The sequence below is a fragment of the Arthrobacter sp. NicSoilB11 genome, assembly GCF_019977375.1.
GTDB lineage: Bacteria > Actinomycetota > Actinomycetes > Actinomycetales > Micrococcaceae > Arthrobacter.
On the sequence record NZ_AP024657.1, the window covers coordinates 211,351 to 232,480 of the forward strand.

At 67.0% G+C, this 21,130-nt stretch carries 24 protein-coding genes; 14 read left to right on the forward strand and 10 right to left on the reverse strand.

Annotation, left to right across the window (positions count from 1 at the left end):
- Positions 1–46 precede the first annotated feature (46 nt).
- Positions 47–1,003, forward strand: a complete 957-nt coding sequence (locus tag LDO14_RS01025; RefSeq protein WP_056388444.1) for a nuclease-related domain-containing protein — start codon at positions 47–49, stop codon at positions 1,001–1,003.
- Here LDO14_RS01025 and LDO14_RS01030 read toward each other — a convergent pair.
- Positions 963–1,889 (reverse strand): LysR family transcriptional regulator ArgP, encoded by a 927-nt coding sequence (locus LDO14_RS01030; protein WP_223993363.1) that lies wholly within the window; start codon positions 1,887–1,889, stop codon positions 963–965. The two genes, LDO14_RS01025 and LDO14_RS01030, sit on opposite strands and share 41 nt — an antisense overlap.
- Before the next feature lie 95 nt (positions 1,890–1,984).
- On the opposite strand from LDO14_RS01030, the gene LDO14_RS01035 reads away from it, so the two are divergent.
- Both LDO14_RS01035 and LDO14_RS01040 read left to right on the forward strand, forming a co-directional pair.
- On the forward strand, positions 1,985–2,557 hold the full coding sequence (locus LDO14_RS01035; protein ID WP_223993364.1) for a LysE/ArgO family amino acid transporter: 573 nt from the start codon (positions 1,985–1,987) through the stop codon (positions 2,555–2,557).
- A 35-nt stretch (positions 2,558–2,592) separates the two neighbouring features.
- Positions 2,593–3,054, forward strand: a complete 462-nt coding sequence (locus LDO14_RS01040; protein ID WP_056388438.1) for a DUF4190 domain-containing protein — start codon at positions 2,593–2,595, stop codon at positions 3,052–3,054.
- A 65-nt stretch (positions 3,055–3,119) separates the two neighbouring features.
- On the opposite strand, the gene LDO14_RS01045 is transcribed toward LDO14_RS01040, so the two are convergent.
- Entirely contained in the window at positions 3,120–4,565 is a 1,446-nt protein-coding gene (locus LDO14_RS01045; RefSeq protein ID WP_223993365.1) for a cytosine permease, read from the reverse strand.
- Positions 4,566–4,687: 122 nt separating this feature from the next.
- Entirely contained in the window at positions 4,688–5,386 is a 699-nt protein-coding gene (locus LDO14_RS01050; RefSeq protein WP_144601001.1) for a FadR/GntR family transcriptional regulator, read from the reverse strand.
- Positions 5,387–5,521: 135 nt separating this feature from the next.
- Between LDO14_RS01050 and LDO14_RS01055 the strand changes: the two genes are divergently transcribed.
- The 3 genes from LDO14_RS01055 to LDO14_RS01065 are packed head-to-tail and all read left to right on the forward strand — an operon-like array spanning position 5,522 to position 9,673.
- Positions 5,522–6,889: an SLC13 family permease gene (locus LDO14_RS01055; RefSeq protein ID WP_134165324.1), complete on the forward strand. Its 1,368-nt coding sequence runs from the start codon at positions 5,522–5,524 to the stop codon at positions 6,887–6,889.
- 59 nt (positions 6,890–6,948) lie between these two features.
- Positions 6,949–8,157 carry a CoA transferase gene (locus LDO14_RS01060; protein WP_223993368.1) on the forward strand — a complete coding sequence of 403 codons (1,209 nt, stop codon included), beginning with the start codon at positions 6,949–6,951 and terminating at the stop codon, positions 8,155–8,157.
- A gap of 1 nt (position 8,158) precedes the next feature.
- On the forward strand, positions 8,159–9,673 hold the full coding sequence (locus LDO14_RS01065) for a carboxyl transferase domain-containing protein (RefSeq protein WP_223993370.1): 1,515 nt from the start codon (positions 8,159–8,161) through the stop codon (positions 9,671–9,673).
- Positions 9,674–9,734: 61 nt separating this feature from the next.
- On the opposite strand, the gene LDO14_RS01070 is transcribed toward LDO14_RS01065, so the two are convergent.
- From LDO14_RS01070 to LDO14_RS01090, 5 genes are all read right to left on the reverse strand, one after another.
- Positions 9,735–10,316: a dihydrofolate reductase family protein gene (locus LDO14_RS01070; RefSeq protein ID WP_223993372.1), complete on the reverse strand. Its 582-nt coding sequence runs from the start codon at positions 10,314–10,316 to the stop codon at positions 9,735–9,737.
- A gap of 63 nt (positions 10,317–10,379) precedes the next feature.
- Positions 10,380–10,844, reverse strand: a complete 465-nt coding sequence (locus LDO14_RS01075; protein ID WP_018770280.1) for a lipopolysaccharide assembly protein LapA domain-containing protein — start codon at positions 10,842–10,844, stop codon at positions 10,380–10,382.
- Between the two features lie 251 nt (positions 10,845–11,095).
- On the reverse strand, positions 11,096–11,299 hold the full coding sequence (locus LDO14_RS01080; RefSeq protein WP_018770279.1) for a hypothetical protein: 204 nt from the start codon (positions 11,297–11,299) through the stop codon (positions 11,096–11,098).
- Between the two features lie 131 nt (positions 11,300–11,430).
- Positions 11,431–11,655, reverse strand: coding sequence for a hypothetical protein (locus tag LDO14_RS01085; RefSeq protein ID WP_056388427.1), 225 nt, complete (start codon positions 11,653–11,655; stop codon positions 11,431–11,433).
- A gap of 148 nt (positions 11,656–11,803) precedes the next feature.
- The gene (locus tag LDO14_RS01090; RefSeq protein ID WP_056388609.1) at positions 11,804–13,213 is read right to left on the reverse strand and encodes an amidase; all 1,410 of its coding nucleotides are present in this window, start codon (positions 13,211–13,213) and stop codon (positions 11,804–11,806) included.
- Between the two features lie 209 nt (positions 13,214–13,422).
- Here LDO14_RS01090 and LDO14_RS01095 point away from each other — a divergent pair, with 209 nt between their 5' ends.
- The 3 genes from LDO14_RS01095 to LDO14_RS01105 all read left to right on the forward strand — a co-directional run bounded on the left by LDO14_RS01095 (position 13,423) and on the right by LDO14_RS01105 (position 15,027).
- Positions 13,423–13,749, forward strand: a complete 327-nt coding sequence (locus tag LDO14_RS01095) for a rhodanese-like domain-containing protein (protein WP_056388424.1) — start codon at positions 13,423–13,425, stop codon at positions 13,747–13,749.
- The gene (gene pheA, locus LDO14_RS01100) at positions 13,749–14,729 is read left to right on the forward strand and encodes a prephenate dehydratase (protein ID WP_223993380.1); all 981 of its coding nucleotides are present in this window, start codon (positions 13,749–13,751) and stop codon (positions 14,727–14,729) included. Before LDO14_RS01095 ends, pheA begins: the two co-directional genes overlap by 1 nt.
- A gap of 94 nt (positions 14,730–14,823) precedes the next feature.
- The gene (locus LDO14_RS01105) at positions 14,824–15,027 is read left to right on the forward strand and encodes a hypothetical protein (protein WP_056388420.1); all 204 of its coding nucleotides are present in this window, start codon (positions 14,824–14,826) and stop codon (positions 15,025–15,027) included.
- 67 nt (positions 15,028–15,094) lie between these two features.
- Here LDO14_RS01105 and LDO14_RS01110 read toward each other — a convergent pair whose 3' ends face one another.
- Positions 15,095–16,177: a diacylglycerol kinase family protein gene (locus LDO14_RS01110; protein ID WP_018770273.1), complete on the reverse strand. Its 1,083-nt coding sequence runs from the start codon at positions 16,175–16,177 to the stop codon at positions 15,095–15,097.
- A gap of 88 nt (positions 16,178–16,265) precedes the next feature.
- Here LDO14_RS01110 and serS point away from each other — a divergent pair, with 88 nt between their 5' ends.
- The 5 genes from serS (at position 16,266) to LDO14_RS01135 (ending at position 20,459) form a co-directional block, all read left to right on the forward strand.
- On the forward strand, positions 16,266–17,546 hold the full coding sequence (serS, locus tag LDO14_RS01115; protein WP_026265933.1) for a serine--tRNA ligase: 1,281 nt from the start codon (positions 16,266–16,268) through the stop codon (positions 17,544–17,546).
- A 138-nt stretch (positions 17,547–17,684) separates the two neighbouring features.
- Positions 17,685–18,491: a type IV toxin-antitoxin system AbiEi family antitoxin domain-containing protein gene (locus LDO14_RS01120; protein WP_223993381.1), complete on the forward strand. Its 807-nt coding sequence runs from the start codon at positions 17,685–17,687 to the stop codon at positions 18,489–18,491.
- A complete protein-coding gene (locus LDO14_RS01125) occupies positions 18,484–18,729 on the forward strand; it encodes a hypothetical protein (protein WP_223993382.1) in 246 nt (81 codons plus the stop codon). The genes LDO14_RS01120 and LDO14_RS01125 overlap by 8 nt, the downstream gene beginning before the upstream one ends.
- A 195-nt stretch (positions 18,730–18,924) precedes the next feature.
- Positions 18,925–19,812 carry an HAD family hydrolase gene (locus LDO14_RS01130; RefSeq protein WP_223993383.1) on the forward strand — a complete coding sequence of 296 codons (888 nt, stop codon included), beginning with the start codon at positions 18,925–18,927 and terminating at the stop codon, positions 19,810–19,812.
- Positions 19,813–19,874: 62 nt separating this feature from the next.
- On the forward strand, positions 19,875–20,459 hold the full coding sequence (locus LDO14_RS01135; RefSeq protein ID WP_223993384.1) for a histidine phosphatase family protein: 585 nt from the start codon (positions 19,875–19,877) through the stop codon (positions 20,457–20,459).
- Positions 20,460–20,510: 51 nt separating this feature from the next.
- Here LDO14_RS01135 and LDO14_RS01140 read toward each other — a convergent pair whose 3' ends face one another.
- A complete protein-coding gene (locus LDO14_RS01140; protein WP_056388417.1) occupies positions 20,511–21,110 on the reverse strand; it encodes a hypothetical protein in 600 nt (199 codons plus the stop codon).
- Positions 21,111–21,130 lie beyond the last annotated feature (20 nt).

A 21,130-nucleotide genomic window follows, 5' to 3' on the forward strand; every position in this document is an offset into this window, starting at 1 on the left:
CGGGCCGCCGCCGGAGTCCTGTCCGGCTAGGAAACGGGGACGTCCAATGGGGGCAGGAGACGGGGCAGCGGAGCAGTCCAGGCTGGCTGCCGAGCGCGTTGCGAGGCTGAAGCGCCAACTCGACCAGGCCGAACGTTCCACGAAGGCGTGGGACGCCGGCGCCGCAGGGGAGCGGGTGGTGGCCGACAAGCTCAGCGAACTGGTCCCGCGCGGCTGGTACGTCCTCCACGATGTCCACTGGCCCGGCCGGCCCAAAGCGAACCTTGACCACGTCCTGGTGGGCCCCGGCGGCGTGGTGGTGATCGACTCGAAGAACTGGACCGGTGAGGTGCGGGTGGCTTCCGGGGTGCTGTGGCAGGGCCGCTTTGCGCGGACCCAGGCAGTGGAAGGGGCCCTGGCCCAGTGTGCTGCCGTGGCCTCGGTGCTGACTCCGCCGCACCGGCGCCTGGTGCGTCCACTCATCTGCATGTCCGCGCAGCCCGACCTTTTCGGGGTGACTGAATCCGACGTTGCCGTGGCCGGTTCCCAGCGGGTGGTGGGAGCCATCGAAGCGCTGCCGGCCGTGCTCGACCAGCAAACAGTGGTGGGCCTGTACGCGCACCTGGGCCAGCAGCTCACCCATGAACAGGAACCAGGCATCACCGCTTTTCGCAGCGTACGGCCGGGAACCGTGGTGCGCCCGGCGGGAGCATTGCCCCCGGCCGGCCCCGCAGCAACTCCCCGCGGGAAGCCCGGCTCCCCGGACGAAACGGGCCGCAGCCAAAGTGCATCCCGGCACCCCGCAGGGCGGGCCCTCCCCCCGGGCGGAACGAAGGCAGGACAACCCACAGGGCACAGGGCGGGAGCGCCGGCCGGAACGCGGACCGGGGCGTCGGCGGGATCGGCGCGCCGCGGCAGGAACGGCAAAGCGCAGCAGCATGGCGGCACCAGTGGAGGGAAGCTTGCCCTGCTGGCGGCCTTCGTCATTTTTGCCGTCTATATCCTGCCCTACTTGGGCCGCTAGCCTCCGGCGCATCTCCTGGCAGCAGCCGGTCTTTGGCGGCCGCGCGGACTGCTCCGGTCATCCGGTTGAGCCGTTCCGAGTCCAGGGTCCAGGCCTGCCAGTACAGGGCCACGTCCTGGTGGGGGCCGTCCTCGAGCCGCACCAGGGCGCCGGACTCCAGCTCGTCCGTGAGCTGGAGCTCCGGAATCATCCCCCAGCCCAAACCGGCTTTGACTGCCGCGAGGAATCCCTGGGACGAAGGGACCGTGTGCGTTGGAGGAAGCTGCCGCAGGCTCCTGGCCGTAAGCAGCTGCTCCTGCAGGTTGTCTTTCGTGTTGAATTTCAGGACCGGCATTGCCGCCCAATCCACGCCGCCGGACACGGAAAACCGCCGGCGCAGCCCGGGGGTGGCCACCGGAACGTACCGCATGGAGCCCAGCAGTTCCACCCTGCACCCGCTCACCGGGACAGGGTCCGACGTCACCGCTCCCATGACCTCGCCCTCGCGGAGCAGCTGGCTGCTGTAGCCCTGGTCCTCAACGTGGAGATCGAGGGCTGAGTCCTCCCACGGGGCGGCCTGATGCAGGACGGGGACGAACCACGTGGCCAGTGAGTCCGCGTTGACGGCCACCGGCAGCTGGGCCCGGGCCGGCGACCCTGCGCCCAGTGCCGCCGCCGTCTCCGCTTCCAGCACCTGCACCTGGCGGGCCATCCGCAGCAGCAGCGCGCCGGCGTCGGTGGCCGTGCAGGGCAGCCTTCGGCGGACCAGGACCTGGCCTACCGACGCTTCCAGTGCCTTGATCCGCTGGCTCACGGCGGACGGCGTGATCCGGAGCAGATCGGCCGCTGCCTCGAACGTTCCTTCGTCGATGACAGCCATCAGGGCCTTCAGGTGCTCAAGATTCATGAAGACATCCTAATGAATACTAAGAATCATTCATTTGCCTGCATGTCATGCGGATCCTACCGTCAGTAGGTATGTGGACTGCTGGAATAACGGGAATGCTCACCGGGATGGCGCTGATCGTGGCGATCGGCGCCCAGAACGCCTTCGTGCTGCGCCAGGGCATCCGGCGCGAGCACATCGGGGCGGTAGTGGCCGTCTGCATGGCCGGCGACGCCTTGCTCATCGTCGGTGGCACGGCCGGCATCGGGGCGTTGGTCACCCGGTTCCCCGAGGCGCTGGAAGTCCTGCGCTGGGCCGGCGCCGCGTACCTGCTGTGGTTCGCCGCGCGGTCCTTCATGGCGGCGGTTAAACCCTCCACCCTGGCGGAGCAGGCGCCCAAGTCGAAGAACTCGGTCATCGCCGCCACGGCCGCCCTGACCTTCCTGAACCCGCACGTCTACCTGGACACCGTGGTGCTGCTGGGCAGCCTCGCCAACCAGCAGGGAGCCGATCTGCGCTGGGTCTTTGCCGCAGGCGCAGTCACCGGAAGCGTGCTGTGGTTCTCCGCCCTGGGGTATGGGGCACGCGCGCTGGCTGGAGTGCTCGGCAGCCCGCGAACGTGGCGCTGGATTGATGCTGCCATCGGTGTGCTGATGCTGGCCCTGGCCATCCGCCTGGTCCTGCACTGAAGTAGGCTGGAGCCGAGATCCGCAGGGGAGAAACCATGAGTAACCAGCCATCCCAGGGGCCTGACTACCAGCGTGACGGTTCGCCGTGGCCCAGCTACCGGCCGCCGGCCGAGTACGGACGGGGACAGTACGGGCAGGGACAGTACGGCCAGCCCCAGTACAACCCGGGCTCCTACAACCAGGGCCAGTACGGCCAGCCGCAGTATTTCGGCCAGCCGTCCTACTATGGCCGGCCGGTGGAAGCGAAGACCCTGAGCATCGCAAGCATGGTCTGCGGCATCGCCTCGGTCATCACGGGTTGGCTGTTGCTTCCGCAGTTTGCCGCCATCATCACCGGCCACCTGGCCCTCCGGCGCGAACCCTCCGGCAGGGGGATGTCCATCACCGGCCTGGTGCTGGGCTACCTGTGCCTCCTGGGCTACGGCGCCCTTTGGCTGCTGCTCATCATCGGCCTGGCCATCGCCGGCACCGCCGGTTCCAATACGGGCACCTTCTAGCCCTGGCCGGCTGGGAAAGCACGGCGACGGCGGCCGGGCACCTGCGCCCGTGCCGCCATCGTGCCTTACCCCTTGACTGCTGCGGTGGCGGGCACCTCTACCGGATACCCGGGGTAAATGGTCTCCGCCGGCGCGCGGTTGGTGGCCTTGGCCCAGGGGTAGTAGACGGCCAGGGTGGCAACGATTCCCACCAGCCAGGAAATGTCCGCGCCGCCCAGCAGCTTGGTGACGGGGCCCGTGTACAGCGCCTGTGCCAGGAACGGGACCTGGATGACGACGCCGATTCCATAGGAAACCAGGGCGGCCACGTTCCAGCGGCCGTAGCGGCCGTCCGGGTTGTAGAGGGCGGGGATGTCCAGCCGGTCCCGGGAGACCTTGTAGTAGTCCACCAGGTTGATCACGGACCAGGGCGTGAAGACCATGAGCAGCAGGAGGACGAAGTTCTTGAACAGGTTCAGGAAATCCTTGCTGGCGAACAGTGCGATGAGCACGCTGGCGCCGATTACCGCCACGATGAAGGCAATCCGCACGACTTTGGAGACGGTATCCCTCCGGTTGACGGCGGTGCTGATGGTCACGCCGCACATGAAGGCGCCGTAGGCATTCAGGCAGTTAACCGTCAGCTTGCCGGTGACGATCATCAGGTAGATGAAGATGGCGATCAGCCCGCCGCCGGCGAGATCGCCCATGTAGCCCACCTGGTTCTTCAGGAAGTCCCCGCCCAGCTTGGCGGCGGAGAGTCCGCCGGCCAGGGCGCCCAGGGTCATGGCCCACTGCGCCCCGCCCACCGAGCCGGCGAAGGTGTACCAAAAGGTCTTCCGTTCCGAGGTGTCCGCGGGAAGGTAGCGGGAGTAGTCGGCAACGTATGGGCCGAAGGTGAGCTGCCAGCCGGCACCCAGGGCAACGGCGGTGAGGAACGTGGGCCATTCAAAGCCCTTGACCATCATCACCTGGGTGATGTCGAACTTGGTGGCAACCGCCAGGGTCAGGTACAGGAAGCCTGCCAGGCCCAGTACGGTGGCGATGCGGCCCAGCGCGTGGATGTACTTGTACCCCAGGATGGCCAGCAGGGCCGTTGCGGCACCGAAGACCAGGATTCCGACGGCGGGCGCGTCCACTCCCAGCATGAGGTTGATCGCCTGCCCCGAGAGGACGGTGCCTGTTGAGGCGAACCCGACGTACATGAGGATGACCAGCACCAGCGGAATCACGGCCCCGTAGACGCCGAACTGGGCGCGGCTGGAGATCATCTGCGGCAAGCCCAGCTTGGGACCCTGGGCTGAGTGGAGGGCCATGACCGCGCCGCCCAGCACATTTCCCACCAGCAGGCCCACTATTGCCCAGAAGGCGTCCGCGCCGAACACCACGGCCAGGGCGCCGTCCACGATAGCGGTGATCTGGGCATTGGCACCAAACCACAGGGTGAACTGGCCGCGCGGGTGGCCGTGCCGCTCGCCCGGTGGGATCATGTCGATCGATCGTGCCTCAACGGCGGTACTGCCTCCGGCCATGGCCTAACTCCTCAGTGATGGAAACGTAGGGTCCATCACACCGGGTTTGGCGGCCGGCCAACACCCGCAACCGGGTCCTGCTGTCCGGGAAACCAGACGCCTCCGCGTGTCGCGCGGCCTGGCTAGCGGAGCAGCTCCACGTCCGAGACAAGCTCGATGTGCGCCAGCATGGCGTCCGCGGCCGCCTCCGCATCCTGGGCCCGGACGGCATCCGCGATTTTCCGATGCGACGCCAGGGACTGTTCGGGCCGGCCGGGCTGCCCCAGCGACTCCATCCGCGTTTCCAGGATCATCTCGGCGATGAAGGCCATCAGCTGTGCCAGGACGGACGAGTGTGCTGCCGCGGTGATGGCCTGGTGGAACAGTTCGTCGCCGTGGGTGCCGCGGTCGCCGTCGTTGATTTCCCTGGCCATGACGTCCAGGGCATCGTCGATGGCGGCAAGGTCCTGGTCGGTCCGGCGTTCGGCGGCGAGGGCGGCAAGCTTCACTTCCAGGGTGCTGCGCGCCTCCACGATTTCGGGCAGCCGGCTTTGGTGCTCGCGCAGGCCCTTGATGACCGAGGCTACGCTGGGCCGCCGGGCCAGGACTGCGCCGGTGCCGTGCTGCACGTCGATGACGCCAAGCACTTCCAGGGCCACCAGCGCCTGCGCCAGCGTGGCGCGGGAAACCCCAAGCCGTTCGGCAAGGTCGCGCTCCGCCGGCAGGAGATCGCCCGGCCGGAGCTGGGCGGACTCGATGTAGGCGAGGATCTGCTCCACCAGCTGCTCGTACAGCCGGGGCCGGGTGACGCGTTCCAGGCCCAGCCGTGCTGTCTTCTCCACAAAGCCCTCCCTTGGGGTCGTAGGGACCAGAATACCTCCTTCGTCTATTGACAGATAGACTCACTGTCTAAGAGGCTAGTCCAGTGAGCCAGTAACTCACGTCACATTCTTTCTTTCCCCAACGGAGGACCAACGATGTCCGCTCCTGTCTTATCGATCATCATCCTCGCGGCGATGTTCCTGCTCGCCACCGTCCTGCCCCTCAACATGGGCGCGCTCGCCTTCGTCGGCGCGTTCCTGCTCGGCGCCCTGGTGCTGGGCATGTCCACCAACGAGATCCTGGCCAACTTTCCCGGCGGCCTCTTCCTCACCATCGTCGGCGTCACCTACCTGTTCGCCATAGCGCAGAACAACGGAACCATCGACCTGCTGGTCCGCGGCGCAGTCCGCCTCGTGGGCAGCCGCGTTGCCCTCATCCCGTGGGTCATGTTCGCCATCACCGCCGTCATCACCGCCGTGGGCGCCCTGTCTCCCGCCGCCGTCGCCATCATTGCCCCCATCGCCCTGAGCTTCGCCGGCAAGTACAAGATCAGCCCGCTGCTCATGGGCATGATGGTGATCCACGGCGCGCAGGCGGGCGGCTTCTCGCCCATCGCCGTCTACGGTGTCACCGTCAACGGCATCCTGGCCAAGACGGACCTTGCCTTCAGCCCCACCGCGCTGTTCCTGTCCAGCTTCATCTTCAACCTGGTCATCGCACTGGTGCTCTTCGTGGTCCTCGGCGGCAGGAACCTTATGTCCTCCAAGGTGGGACAGTTCGTGGAGCAGGCAGCTGAGGCACGGATGGCCGTCAGCGTCGGCGCCAAAGCCGGCGCCGACGTCCCCTTCAAGGGCTCCGGCTCCGGCATGTACGGTCCCAGGGACCCCGCAGGCGACGGCGTCGCGGCCACCAAGGAGCGCAAAGAGCGGATTCCGCAGCTGGTCACCATTGCAGGCCTGATCGTGCTGGCCGTCGTGGCCCTTGGCTTCAAGATGGACGTCGGCTTCGTCTCCATCACCATCGCCATTGTGCTGGCCCTGGTGTCACCCGCAGCCCAGAAGGGGGCCATCAACAAGATCAGCTGGTCCACCGTGCTGCTGATCTGCGGCATGCTGACGTTCGTCGGAGTGCTGGAGGAAGCCGGAACCATCAAGTTCGTTTCCAGCGGCGTTGCCGGAATGGGAATGCCGCTCCTGGCCGCCCTCATCATCTGCTTCATCGGTGCCGTGGTATCCGCCTTTGCCTCCTCCACCGCCATCCTTGCAGCGCTCATCCCGCTCGCGGTTCCGTTCCTCTCCACCGGCGAGATCGGCGCCGTCGGCGTCATCTGCGCCCTCGCAGTGTCCGCCACCATCGTGGATGTCTCACCGTTCTCCACCAACGGCGCGCTGGTGCTGGCCAATGCCCCGGAAGGCGTGGACAAGGACCAGTTCTACAAGCGGATCCTCGGCTACAGCGGCATCGTGATCGTGGCCGGCCCCGTCCTGGCATGGCTGGCGCTGGTGGTGCCCGGCTGGCTCTAGCCGCCGCTGCCCCACACCGGCGGCCGTCCGCCACCCGTTCCAGAAAGGAAACCCAAACCATGAGCACCGAGAACCGCCAAGGCCCCCTGGCCGGGCACACCGTCGTCGACCTCAGCCGCGCACTGGCCGGGCCCCACGCAGGCATGATGCTGGCGGACCTCGGCGCCCGCGTCATCAAGGTGGAGAACCCCGGAACCGGTGACGACACCCGCGGCTGGGGGCCGCCCTTCGTCGGCCCCGAAGACGACCTCCAGTCCACCTACTTCATGTCCTGCAACCGCAACAAGGAGTCCATCAGCCTGGACCTGAAGAGCGGCGACGGGCAGGCGGTGCTCCGCGGCCTGCTGGAGCGGGCGGACGTGGTGATCGAAAACTTCCGGCCCGGGGTCATGGACCGGCTGGGCTTCTCCACCGCGGCGATGCATGAGATCAACCCGCGGCTGGTGATCCTGTCCATAACCGGCTTTGGCCACGACGGGCCCGAGTCCCAGCGCAGCGGCTACGACCAGATCCTGCAGGGCGAGGCCGGACTCATGTCCCTCACCGGGTCAGGGCCGGACAACCCCCAGCGCGTCGGCGTTCCAATTGCCGACCTGCTTTCCGGGATGAACGGCGCCTTCGGCGTGCTCGCGGCGCTGGTGGAGCGGACCCGGACCGGCCAGGGCAAGGTGGTACGCACGTCGCTGCTGGCATCGCTGATCGGCGTCCATGCCTTCCAGGGCACCAGGACCACCGTTGCAGGCGAAGTTCCCCAGGCCCAGGGCAACCACCACCCGTCCATCGCCCCCTACGGCCTGTTCAACTGCAAGGACGGCAGCGTACAGATCAGCGTCGGCAGCGAGAAGCTGTGGGCGTCCTTTGCTGCGGCCTTTGGCCTGGAGCCGGGTGCCCCCGGCTTTGCCAGCAATGTCGAAAGGGTGCGGAACCGTGCGGGGGTGATTGCCGCCGTCGAACGCGCCTTCGCCGGCTACGGTGCGACGGAACTGCTGACGAAACTGAACGACGCCGGGATCCCGGCAGGGAAGGTCCGCTCGCTGGACGAGGTGTACGCCTGGGAGCAGGTGGCATCCCAGGGGCTGGTGGTGGATGTGGACCACCCGCTGCTCGGAAAAGTGAGCCTGCCCGGCCCGCCGCTGCGGTTCTTCGCTCCCGGGGATGCGGCCGAAACCACCCCCACCCAGCACGATGCACCGCCGCTGCTGGACGAGGACGGGCCGGCAATCCGCGAGTGGCTGGGCCTGGCTTCTGCAACGGCGGGGGCCAAATAGCATGCCGACGAGGGAAAAGGTGCGGCACCTGAACGCAACCGAACTGCTGGACGCCGTGGTGGACCAGGGCTCGTTCGTCTCCTGGGACACCGAACCGGAACAGCCGGACGTCTCTGACGAGTACGCCCGCGACCTGGCAAAAGCGCGCGAACGCAGCGGCGCCGATGAGTCGGTGGTCACCGGCGCCGGCCTCATCCGCGGCCGCCGCGTTGCGCTGATCGTCAGCGAATTCTCCTTCCTGGCCGGCTCCATCGGCCACGCGGCGGCGCAACGGATCGTTGCCGCCGTCGAACGCGCCACCGCGGAGGGGCTGCCGCTGCTGGCCGGGCCTGCGTCCGGGGGAACCCGGATGCAGGAAGGGACGCTCGCGTTCCTGTCCATGGTGAAGATCACCGGCGCCGTCCGGGCGCACCGCCAGGCCGGGCTGCCGTACCTGGTCTACCTGCGGCACCCCACCACCGGTGGCGTCATGGCATCGTGGGGTTCCTTGGGCCACATCAACGTGGCGGAACCTGGGTCCCTGCTGGGCTTCCTGGGTCCCCGGGTGTACGAGGCGCTGTACGGCGAGGCGTTCCCGGAGAACGTGCAGGTGGCGGAGAACCTCTTCCACAAGGGACTGATCGACGGCGTGGTGGAACCCGGCGATCTTGCAGACCTTGTGGGCCGGGCACTGGACATCCTCTCTCCCGGGGGTCCGGTGGCTGCGCGCCCTGCCCCTCCCGAGACCCTCAACGTCCGGCCTTCAACAGTTGACGCCTGGACGTCCATCGGGATCTCCCGGCGTCCCCGGCGGCCGGACCTGCGCCAGCTGCTGAAGGTCGGCGCCACCGACGCTCTCCCCCTGAACGGAACCGGACAGGGGGAGAAGGACCCCGGGTTGCTGCTGGCACTGGCGCGTTTTGGCACCCAGTCCTGCATCGTCCTGGGCCACGCCCGCCCGCTTCGGAAGGACGCCGCCGGGATGGGACCGGGTTCCTTGCGGGAGGCGCGCCGCGGCATGAAGCTGGCGGAGGAACTGCGGCTGCCGCTGCTCACCGTGATCGACACCGCCGGCGCTGCTTTGTCGCAGGAGGCGGAGGAGGGCGGACTTGCCGGCGAAATTGCGCGCTCGCTGCACGAACTGATCGGTCTGGAATCGCCGTCGGTGTCCGTGCTGCTTGGCCAGGGCGCCGGGGGAGGTGCGCTGGCACTGCTGCCCGCGGACAGGACCATCGCGGCCCAGCACAGCTGGCTTTCACCGCTTCCTCCGGAAGGTGCCAGCGCCATCGTGCACCGGACCACCGCGTTCGCCCCGGCCATGGCCCAGGCGCAGGGAGTGAACGTGGCCGCGCTGTACGCGAACGGCCTGGTGGACCACATTGTGGATGAGCGGGACGATGCTTCTCTGGAGCCGCGCGAATTCTGCACCCGGATGGCCCGGGCGATTGAGTTTGAGCTGGGCTCGGTGGCCGGCGTTCCCGTGCCGGAACTCGTGGCTGCCCGGGCGCGGAAGTTCGCATCCCTCGGCGGCAGCTGACGGTTGCCACTTGGTCGTGGGGCAGGCCCGGGAGGCGCCGGAGTATCGGTTCCGGCGCTTCCTACGGCTGGTCCGGCACGTAGAGGGCCATAATGACGCCCGTGGCGGTGTGTGCGGCTTCGAGGAGCCGCAGCGGCGTTTTTGTTGCCCCGGTGAAAAGCTGGTGACCGTTGCCCAGCACCAGGGGATGGATCATGAGCAGGTACTCGTCGATTTGATCTGCCGCCATAAGGCTGCGGATCAGCACTCCGCTGCCCATGATCACGAGGTTCCCGGGGAAGGTTTCCCGGAGCTCCTTCACAGCCGCCGGAACGTCCCCGCGAAGGAGCGTTGAGTTTGGCCACTCAAGCTTCAAGGCGGGGTCACCGGAGGCGACGTACTTGGGCGTGTTGTTCAGGGCTTCCTTGAATGGACCGCCCTGGGCGTTCCATGACGACAGGAGCTGCACGTAGGTGCGCCGTCCAAAGAGGAAAGCGTGGCCGGCGCCCATGCGCCCGCCCATCTTCTGGACCGTCGCCTGGTCGGCATGCGGAACGGCCCAGCCGCCGCCGGTGAATCCTCCCCGCGGATCTTCATCCGGGCGCCCCGGTCCCTGCATGACGCCATCGAGCGTCACATGGTTCATCACCACGACCTTGCCCACTGCGGTCAGCCTTTCCGTGGCGGGAAGCGCCCGCGGCGGCGGGCGGCACCCGCTGCCAAGGGACTACCTCCTGGACTGGACTCTGGTCCGGTGGGCGTTCCTGCGCAGCTGCAGGATGCGCGCTCCGCCTGCCACGGCCACCAAGACGCCGCCTGATACGGCAGCGATGAACAGTGCCATCCCCAGCGGGACGGAACCCTCAAAACCAAGGAACCGGACCAGGGCCTGGTCCTGGTTCTGCAGGATGAAGACGATCAGCAGGATCAGGAGCACCAAGGATGCCACTACACCTGCCCAGATGACTCCGGCGCGGGTGACCTTGCGTTCAGGGACTCCACGGCCCGTCGCCGCTGTCCCGGTGGCCGGTGTCCCCGTTGTTCCGACTGTTCCCCCTGCGTCCGGTGCGTAGGACGGCGCGCCGCCGTAGGTTGCGGCCCGGTCTCCCGATGGCTGCGCTGCGTTCGACGGCGTGGTGGCATCCGGTTCCTGCCGGCCTTCCGGCCCTGGCGTGTACTGTCCTGCGCTCATGTCCGTCCCCTTTCCCAAAATGCTAAGCATGCTTATTGTCTAACCATAGACGCCCCGGTTGACGCGGCACAACGACCGGTACCGCGTCCTGCGTTAGGAATTGCATCATGACCGGCGCAATGACCTGCGCAGGAAAAGGGTGCGGGGGAGCCGTCGGCCAGGAGGGGCCCTCACGTGAGAACCCCTCCTTCCGGCAGTCTGGCCGGGCCATTTTCGGTCCGGTCAGCCCGGCCCGGGTCTCACCGCCCGGGTCAGACCCTCTCCTTGCTCCGTTCGGCGGAGGGGGTGCGGGGCGCAGGCATCCTGCGCCAGTTGGGGAAGGCCCAGAACGTGAAGTCCGGTGCCTTGACCGGCTCCTCCGGAGTTTCCGCAGGGGCTTCCGTTTCGGCTTCAGGCCGGCGCTTGGTTTCTTTCCTGGCGCCCCACCCGAAGTCCTTGTTCGATGCGTAGCACATCACAGACCTCCTCATGGTGACTGCCCTTTAATCGTCCTCCTGATTGGCGGGGGAGTCGATATGCCAACGCAGTCCAGGGGCAACGAACGCACCAGAGGCCTCAGCGGCCGCATGAGTGATGTCCGCGCTTGTCAGGCGCCGTCAACCACGTCCTGTGCCTCCTGCGGGCGGTGGAACTCGCAGGGCCCCTGATGCCGGAGGGGGAGGAGGCAGGTCCGTCCCGTGGGCAGGTGGACCAGCGCGCACCGGCCTGTCATCGCCAGGTCTTCCCTGACGTTCGAGTTGCTCATGTCTGGACGTCCGTCGTCTGCCGTCATGGTGGCTTCGGTGCCTGGGGCAGGGTGTTCAACGTTCATGGTGGGGCAACTCCTCATCGGGCGGAGGGCGAATGGAGGGTGCTGAAAGGTGCTCCTTCAAGTGTGCGCCGCCAGGGTTACCAGCGGATTAAGCCGGTGTTAGGAGCAGGTCAACATCTGCCCTCCGGCGAAGCTTCCCGAAGTTTCCCTAGTAGCCCAGTTGGTGGGCCACCTGCAGGAGGAGGGCTTCGGAGCCCATGGGGCCAACAAGTTGGATTCCCATGGGAAGTCCACTGCCGGCGCTACCCCCGGTCCAGTGCACGGGAACGGTGATGGCCGGCAGGCCGCACACATTCACCATGGAGGACCACGGGGCGTATTCGCACTGCTTCCGGTAGTCGCCGTCGGCGTCCCCGGGCCACTGCGCCGACGGCCAGCGCTCCCCGCCATGCGCCGTGCCGGTGAACCATCCCACCGGCCGCGGCGTCTGCGCCAGGGCCGGCATCAGCATCAGGTCCCACTGCCCGTACTGCGCCACCGTGTCATGCTGGAACTGCCGCAGGAATGCCAGTGCCTCCGCGAGCTTGGCGGGGCTGCGCTGCTGTGCCCGACGGCGGAAGGTCCGCGTCAAGGGGGCCAGTAGAGCTTCACGCGTCGGACTGATCCTGGCTGCGCCCACCCCGGCGGTCCACGCCGTCGTGAAGGCATCCGGGTAACGGTTGTCGTAGCGGATGGATGCATCACCCAGGCTGTGGCCGGCGTGTTCCAGGAGGGCCTCACCGGCACGGAGCGCGTCCAGGGCGTCCTGTTCGGGCGTGAAGGGAAACGTGCCGGACCACGGGCTGTCCAGGGTGACGCCGATCCGCAGCCGCGGCGGCTCCTCTTGTTGCACTGCCCGGAGGTAGTGGTTTTCCGGGACCATGACGTCCATCATCAGCGCCGCGTCCTCCGTGCTGTGGGCAAGGGGACCGGGCACCACCAGCCGCGCGGGATCGCCGGCACTTTCCCCGGCTGCCACCAGCCCCCGGCCCGGCTTCAGGCCCACCAGGCCGCATGCTGCCGCCGGGATGCGGACTGACCCGCCGCCGTCGGTCCCCGGAGCGAAAGGCAGCAGCCCCGCTGCCACGGCCGCTGCACTGCCGCCGGACGAACCTCCCGAACTCCTGCTGGGTGCATGGGGATTGCGCGACGGCGGTGCGATGCGGTTTTCGCTGTAGGCCGTCAGTCCGAATTCAGGTACCTGTGTCTTGCCCAGCGAAACCACGCCGGCATCCTTGAAGAGGGACACCAGCGGAGCGTCGGCGGGGGCGGGTTTGTGGTCAAGGGCGGCACTGCCGTGCGTGGTCACCACCCCGGCCACGTCCGTCAGGTCCTTGAAGGCAAGGGGCATGCCGTGCAGCACAGGCAGGTCATCGGCGTCGGCGCGGGCATGCAGGGCATCGGCCGCCTTGGCCTGGTCCATGGCCTGTTCCGCGGTCACGGTGATGAAGGCGCCGAGAAGGGCGTTCCGCTGGCCGGTCCGGGCCAGGAAATGGGCGGCGGCCTCCGCGGCGGACACTGCTCCACTCCGCAGGAGGTCCCGCAGGGCCAGTGCCGAAAGCTCATGGAGTTCAGTCACGGAACCGGGACTCCGTTTGCGCACCGGCAGGCCGTTCCGTGCGGGCGGCCGGAGCCGGGGGTGCGGGGAGGGCGGCGGGCTGTTGGGACATGAAAACCTCCTTGGGCTTCACCAGCCTAACCCGGGGCTTTTTGCATACCTGTTCACGGTGGAAGGGGGCGGAAGAGCTAGGCTTAAACCTGACTCTGATCCGCCAAGACAGGACTCCGATGAGTGACTTCGATACCGTCCCCGTGCATGACATTCCCGCTGACGCGGTGATCCTGGACGTCCGGGAGGACTACGAATGGGTCGCCGGCCACGCTGACGGCGCACTCCACATCCCCATGGACCAGATCCCGGCCCGGCTGGGTGAGCTCGATCCGGACGAGGACCTCTATGTCATCTGCCGTACGGGCGGCCGCTCCTTCCGCGTTGCCCAATGGCTCACCGGCCAGGGATATTCCGCCATCAACGTCTCGGGCGGGATGGACCAGTGGCTGGAGGCCGGCAAACCTTTGGTTTCGGACAACGGACTCAAGCCGTTGGTGCTTTAGTGGCCGGTACTTCCCGCACCTACACGTTCCTGGGTCCGGAAGGCACCTTCACCGAGGCTGCCCTCCTCCAGGTACCCGATGCCCTTGAGGCGGTGAGGATCCCGGCGTCGAACGTCAACTCCGCCCTTGGGAAGGTCCGTGAAGGTGCGGCCGACGCCGCCATGGTCCCCATCGAGAACTCCGTGGAGGGCGGTGTCACGGCCACGCTGGACGCCATCGCCACCGGCCAGGAACTGCGGATCATCCGCGAGGTCCTGATCCCCATCAGCTTTGTCCTGGTAACCCGTCCCGGGGCTGGGTTGGAAGATGTCCGGCGCGTTTCCACGCACGGCCACGCCTGGGCCCAGTGCAGGCTGTGGATGGACAAGAACATACCCGATGCGGAATACGTTCCCGGTTCCTCGACCGCCGCCGCGGCCTTGGGGTTGCTGGCGGCCGACTGCCACTACGACGCGGCCATCTGCGCGCCGCTGGTGGCCAGCGAACATGCTGGACTGTCCGTGCTGGCGGAGGATATCGGTGACAACCCGGGTGCGGTCACCCGCTTCATCCTGGTGAGCCTGCCAGGCGCCCTGCCGGCGCGGACCGGTGCGGACAAAACCACGGTTGTGGTGCCGCTTCCGGAGGACCGTCCCGGAGCCCTGATGGAGATCCTGGACCAGTTCGCCAGCCGCGGCGTCAACCTCAGCCGGATCGAGTCCCGGCCCACGGGCCAGTACCTGGGACACTATTTCTTCAGCATTGATGCCGACGGCCACGCAGGCGAGGCGAGGGTGGCCGACGCGCTGGCGGGGCTGCACCGCATCAGCCCGGGGACGCGTTTCCTTGGCTCGTACGCCAGGGCAGACAAGCAGGAGACGCCGGTCCCGGCCTATGTCTCCGACGCGGCGTTCTCTGCGGCCCAATCATGGGTGGAATCCATACTCGATGCAGAATCCTTCGCAGGTGAAACCGGTTCCGCAGCTTCGCCCAGAGCGTAGGCAAATGGCTTGGGAACTACTTCCGCGGGCTGCGGACAATGCGTATGCTTGCTTGATCCACACGGGGTATGGCCCCTGACGAAGGGAGAGGGTCATGACCAGCAGCACTGAGAACGACGGCCAGGGGATGATCGTCAACCCCAAGCCGACCGCTGACAACCAGGACTGGGACGGGGATGACGCTGACCGCGCCGACCGCCTGCGCTTCGAGGAAGAGCAGGCCATGATCCGCGAGCAGTCTGAAGCCCACGCTGCCGCCAAGGCGGCCGCCGATGCAAAGAAGCAGGCCAGCGCCTGAGCCGCGCAGCACTCTTGCTTTTGTCACGTAACAGCGCTGTCAGCGCTCTTTTGTCAACGCACCTTTGCTAACGCACCGCCGTGGCACTGCTGCCATGGACGTCCCGCTTGACCCGGACCAGGAGTGACCGCGGCAGAACCTGGACGGTGAGCTGCGTGGCTTCACCCGAAGTGTCGCCGTCGAGCTGTGTGGGCATGGGTTCGGGGCACTTGATCACCACCCTGCCTGACCGGTAAACGGTCATGATGGGCAGCTTGCCGCTGTGCTTGAACATGATTTTCACGTACATCAGCAGCCACCCCAGCGCGCTGCGGGGGCTCATCACCACAACGTCGAGCATGCCGTCGTCGATCATGGCCTGCGGGATCAGGTCGATGCCGCCGGGGACAAGGCCGCAATTGGCGAAAAGCACACTGCGGATATTCCTTACCTGCTCCGGGTTTCCGTCCAGCGCAATGGAAACCTTCTTTCGCCGGCCCGGCAGGTGGCGTACGCCCGCCTCCGTGTACGCGAGCCAGCCCACCGCCTTCTTCAACCCGTCATTGGTGTCGGCCAGGACCTCGGCATCCATGCCTATCCCGGCGATCACCAGGAAGATGTGCTCGGAGTAGTGGCCGGTCCGGGAGTTCTCGATGGCCATCCGTGCGGTGTCGATGTAGCGCTGGCGGCCGAACAGTGCTGTCTGGACGTTGCCGTGAAGGTCGTTCACATCCAGGTCCACGTTCCGCGCCAGCAGGTTGCCGGTACCCAGTGGAATCAAACCCATGGCAATGTCCGTGTGCGCCAGGGCCTCGGCCACCACCCGGACGGTACCGTCGCCGCCGCCCGCAAGGACGACGTCCGGCTTGCCGGCCAGAACCGCCTGCATCTGGGAAAAGCCGGGGTCCTCCGCGGTCGTCTCGAAGAAGACAGGCTCCTCCCACCCGGCTGCCAGGCAGGCGCGCTGGATGATTTCCCTCGCTTCCCCGGCCCGCGCCTTGATTGGATTCAGGACCACGGCCACCCGCTGCTGCGCCAGCCCGGAGTCGTAAACTTCCCCCGCCACGGTGCTGCGCATATGCAGTGCTTTGAGGCGGCGCACCCCCCACCAGCTGGAGGTGGCGAAGGCAAGCGCCACCGCAATCAGCAGGTAGAGAATCCAGTCGCTCATGGTGCTTCAACAGTAGCCGTGCGGGCGGCGCGTGGGGGCACGCACCCTGCCGCCCGCCGTCGTGCGCGGTATTGGATACCCTTGTGTGGTGATCGACGTAAAAGACCTCAGCGAAAACCCGGAGAAATACCGTGCCAGCCAGCGTGCCCGTGGCGCGGACGAATCAGTGGTGGACGCGATCATCTCCGCGGATTCCGCCCGCCGCGCTGCCCTGATCCGCTTTGAAAACCTCCGCGCCGAGCAGAACGTGTTCGGCAAGAAGGTGGCGCAGGCCAAGGGTGAAGAGAAGCAGGCGTTGCTGGCAGAGGTCAAGGAGCTCGCCAACTCGGTTAAGGCTGCGTCTGCCGAGGCCGATGCCGCGCAGACCAAGCAGGAAGAACTCCTGCGCACCATCCCCAACCTTATTGAGGACGGCGTGCCCGAGGGCGGCGAGGACGACTACGTGGTGGTCAAGACCGTCGGCACCCCCCGCGAATTCCCCGACTTCGAGCCGCGCGACCACTTGGAGATCGGCGAGCTGATCGGCGCCATAGATATGGAACGCGGTGCCAAGGTCTCTGGTGCCCGGTTCTACTTCCTGCGCGGTGTGGGTGCCCGGCTGGAGATGGCCCTGCTGCAGATGGCCATGGACCAGGCCATCGAGGCAGGGTTCGTCCCGATGATCACCCCCACGCTGGTGCGTCCCGAGACCATGCAGGGGACCGGCTTCGATGTGAAGCACGACGCCGAGATCTACCGACTCGCCGAAGACGACCTGTACCTGGTGGGCACCTCCGAGGTTGCCCTGGCCGGGTACCACGCAGACGAGATCCTGGACTTCTCCAAGGGCCCCATCCGTTACGCCGGCCAGAGCTCCTGCTACCGCCGCGAGGCCGGCTCGCACGGCAAGGACACCCGAGGCATTATCCGCGTCCACCAGTTCAACAAGGTGGAGATGTTCATCTACACCACTGTTGAAGAGGCCGCCGCCGAGCACCAGCGCCTCCTGGCGTGGGAAGAGGAAATGCTGGCCAAGTGCGAACTGCCGTACCGCGTGATCGACACCGCTGCCGGTGACCTCGGCACCTCCGCCGCACGCAAGTACGACTGCGAAGCCTGGGTTCCCACGCAGGGCGCCTACCGCGAGCTGACCTCCACCTCCAACTGCACCACCTTCCAGGCGCGCCGCCTGAATATCCGTGAGCGCGTGGTGAACTCCGAGGGCGTCGCCAAGGGCACCCGGGCAGTGGCCACCCTGAACGGCACCCTCGCCACCACGCGCTGGATCGTGGCGCTGCTGGAGCACCACCAGAACCCGGACGGCTCCGTCAACGTGCCCAAGGCGCTGCAGAAGTACCTGGGCGGCCTCGAGGTCCTGCCGGTCCTCTAAGGGAGCTTTCATAAGCTTGTTCGCGGATCAGGACCTTCATGGTTCTGATCCGCGAACATGCTTAGGCCTGACGGACGCTTGTCCACATACAGGCAGCGGACCGGTGACGGCGCTTCCATGGTCCAACATCCTGTTGGAATGGACATGCCGCCCGGACTGATTGATACTGCCGCCATTCTCCGCACGGGCGCCGGCACCGACGGCGTGCACCGCGCCTTCAAGGCAGGGCAATTGGTGCGGATTCGGCGCGGCTTCTACGTCTCCACCGAGGACTGGCTCAACGCGCTGCCGTCCCAGCGCTTCGCATGGACGACGACGTCACTCGCCAGATCGGTCAAAGGTGCCGTTTTGTGCGGGCAAACGGCAGCGGTGGCGAGCGGTCTGCCGACGCTGGGAACGCCACCGTGCGTGGAGTTGGCGACTGCCTTGCCCGGCCGAAGCGGCATCAGGAAATCGCCGCTGTTGGTCCTGGGCGGGGACGGAACGGCCCAAGACGTGCGCCGCACGCGTTCCTATCCGCTTAGGTACCGGCTCAAGAGCGTGCTGGAACCTGTCCGCCATGGGGAGTTCCTCTGCACAGGACTCATGGAGACCACCGTGGATGTCATTTCCTCCACGAACCTGAGCCAGGCACTGGTACTCGCAGACGGGGCCGCCCGCAAACTCCTGGCCGACGGCGTTGTGGATCCTGGCGCCAGCCTTCTGTCCGTGCCGGGCATTGCCGCCGGCATAGCGGCTCTTCCGTCTGCGGCTGCCCGGCGCCGCGCGGAGCGGGTCGCTGCCCTGGCGAGCCCCCAGCCGGAGTCCGTTGGGGAGTCGTACAGCCGGGCCATCTTTGAGTTCCTTGGTTTCGAACAGCCCGAACTTCAACACGTCTTTAAGGACGGCAACGGGCTTCATCGGCAGGAGCGATTTCTGGTGGCCTTCCCAGGGGGTGGTGGGTGAGTTCGATGGCAAGGGGAAGTACGTCCAGGCCGCCCTGCGTGACGGGATGACGGCTGACGAGGCCGTATATCGGGAGAAGCTCCGCGAGGACCGGGTCCGGGCGCTGGGCCACGGCTTTGTTCGCTGGCGATGGGCTGACCTCACGGACCCCGGCCGGCTGCGGTGCAAGCTCCTGGCAACCGGACTCCGCCCGGGGTGCGGCACGTCCTCGCCCGCGAATCAGAAGCTTGTTCGCTAATCAGAACCGTGAAGGCACGGATATGCGAACGAGGTGAGGACTGTCGGTCCAGGGAAGACGGGGACTCGTCCGCCCAGGGGGATCTGCTGCGCGAGGGACCGCCGGGATGTGGGAATCCGCCGTGTTTACCAACAGTTCAATAAACCTGTGTCCTGCGTCCTAGCGCGTGTCAGTTACGTCTGGTTCACTATGTGGATGACAACGCTGACTGAAACCTCAGTCGCCGGCAACGATGACCGGCGAGACAACAATCCGAACAACAACACCAACACCCTCGGCTTCGCCGCTGTGGACCAGAAGTTCATGGTCGCCCTGGACGTGGACGGCACCTTGGTGAACCACGACGGCCACATGTCCCCAGGTGTGCGGGAAGCCGCCCAGGCCGTGGTTGCAGCGGGGCACGAGGTGATGATCGCCACCGGCCGCTCCCTGAACGCCACCCTTCCCATCATCGAGAAGATCGGAATCGAGCGCGGATACGCCGTCTGCTGCAACGGCGGCGTAACGCTCCGGCTCCACCCTGAACTCGAAAACGGCTACGAAGTGATCCACAAGGCCACGTTCGATCCCGCTCCGGCCCTGCGTGCGCTCCGGGAGCGCCTCCCGTCCGCCAAGTACGCACTCGAGGATGCCGACGGCAATTTCCTCTCCACCGAGCGGTTCCAGGACGCCAGCTTCGGGGTGGAGGCCGTGGGCGTGGACTTCCACACCATGCTGGAAGCCACCGCCGTCCGCGTGGTGGTCTTCAGCACCGAAAACACGCCGGAGGAGTTCAACGAGGCCATCAACCATGTGGGCCTGGCGGGAGTGACCTATTCGGTGGGATGGACTGCGTGGCTGGATATCGCTGCCGCAGGGGTGACCAAGGCCAGCGCCCTGGAAAACCTTCGGGTCCGCCTTGGTTTTGAAGAGCACCTCACCGTCGCCGTCGGTGACGGCCGGAACGACATCGAGATGCTCACCTGGGCCGCCCGGGGTGTAGCCATGGGCCAGGCTCCGGCGGAGGTGGTGGCCGCCGCTGATGAGGTCACCCATTCAGTGCACGACGACGGCGCCGCCCACGTGCTGCGCAGCCTCCTCTAGGCCGGGGTACTTCCGTCCGTCCCGATTCCGGACCGCGTCCTGGGTCAAGGCAGAATAGAAGCATGACCCTTACGACGTTCGCCCTCGTCCGCCATGGCCAGACCGACTGGAATGCCGAGCGCCGGTTGCAGGGAGCCACCGACATCCCCTTGAACGACGTCGGACGCGGCCAGGCGAGGGACGCCGTCGCCGTCCTTGCCCCGTACGAATGGGACGCAATCGTTTCGTCGCCCCTCAGCCGTGCCGCGGAAACCGCAGACCTGATTGCCGAAGGGCTCGGGCTGGGGGTTTCCCGGCGCGTTCCGGAACTCACCGAGCGCAGTTTCGGCCCGGCCGAAGGGATGCAGGCCGGACCCGAGCTGGACGCGCTGCGCATTCCGGGCGGCTTCAAGGGCGCGGAAAGTGAAGACGAGGCCGCCGGCCGCGGCCTTGCCGCACTGGAGGCGCTGGCGGAGGAGTTCCGCGGCCAGCGGCTGCTGGTGGTCACCCACGGCACCCTGCTGCGCGTGAGCCTCAGCCGGGCCATTGGCCAGACCCTGGCGAGCGTGGACAACGCGGTGCTGAACCTGGCGCACCACCACGCGGTGGACGGCTGGAAACTGGAGTACTTCAACGGCGAGCCCGTGATGGCAGCCGCCGGCAACTAGGCCGGCCGGCCCTGAAGGTAACTAAAGAGCGCTGGCAGGACAGTCAGCTGGCTACCGGGCTTCGAGGATCAGTGCCAGCAACCTGGCAGCTGCGGGCCGGGCGCCGTGCTCCTCGTTCCACTGCGCCCGGGCCACCGCCTTACTGACGGCCTGGGTGGTGATGCCCAGTTCCTGCGCCACGGCTTTTTGCTGCCCCCGGACCCCGGGGGTCAGCAGGTCCAGCACCCGCCATTCAGCATCGGAACGGTCACGCACGATATGGCCCAGCAGCCTGAGGATGGCCTCGGCGTCGTGGGCGACATCGGCCAGCGGTCCTTCCACCGCCACCGGGATCCGCTCCTTGCTGCTGCGGAGCCTGTCCACGGCCCGGCGCGCGTACACCAGACCGTGGCCGGAGGCGTCCTTGATCTGGTTGGGCAGCGGCTCATTTACCGGCCCCGCGCCGATCCCCACGTACCAGTGCCCGCTGCGAAGTGCGATCAGTGCGGCATCCACGGCCTGGTGCGGGCAGTCGACGATTCCCTGGACTTCGTCCTCCACCGACCGGTCGAAGTCCAGGCGCGCAGGGATGTGCCGCAGCGCCTTGAGCAGCTGCGGCACCTGGTCGCCGTCGCGCCGGCTGTCCGTCTGATTGATGGTCAACGTGAACATTTCTGGATCCACACTACCCG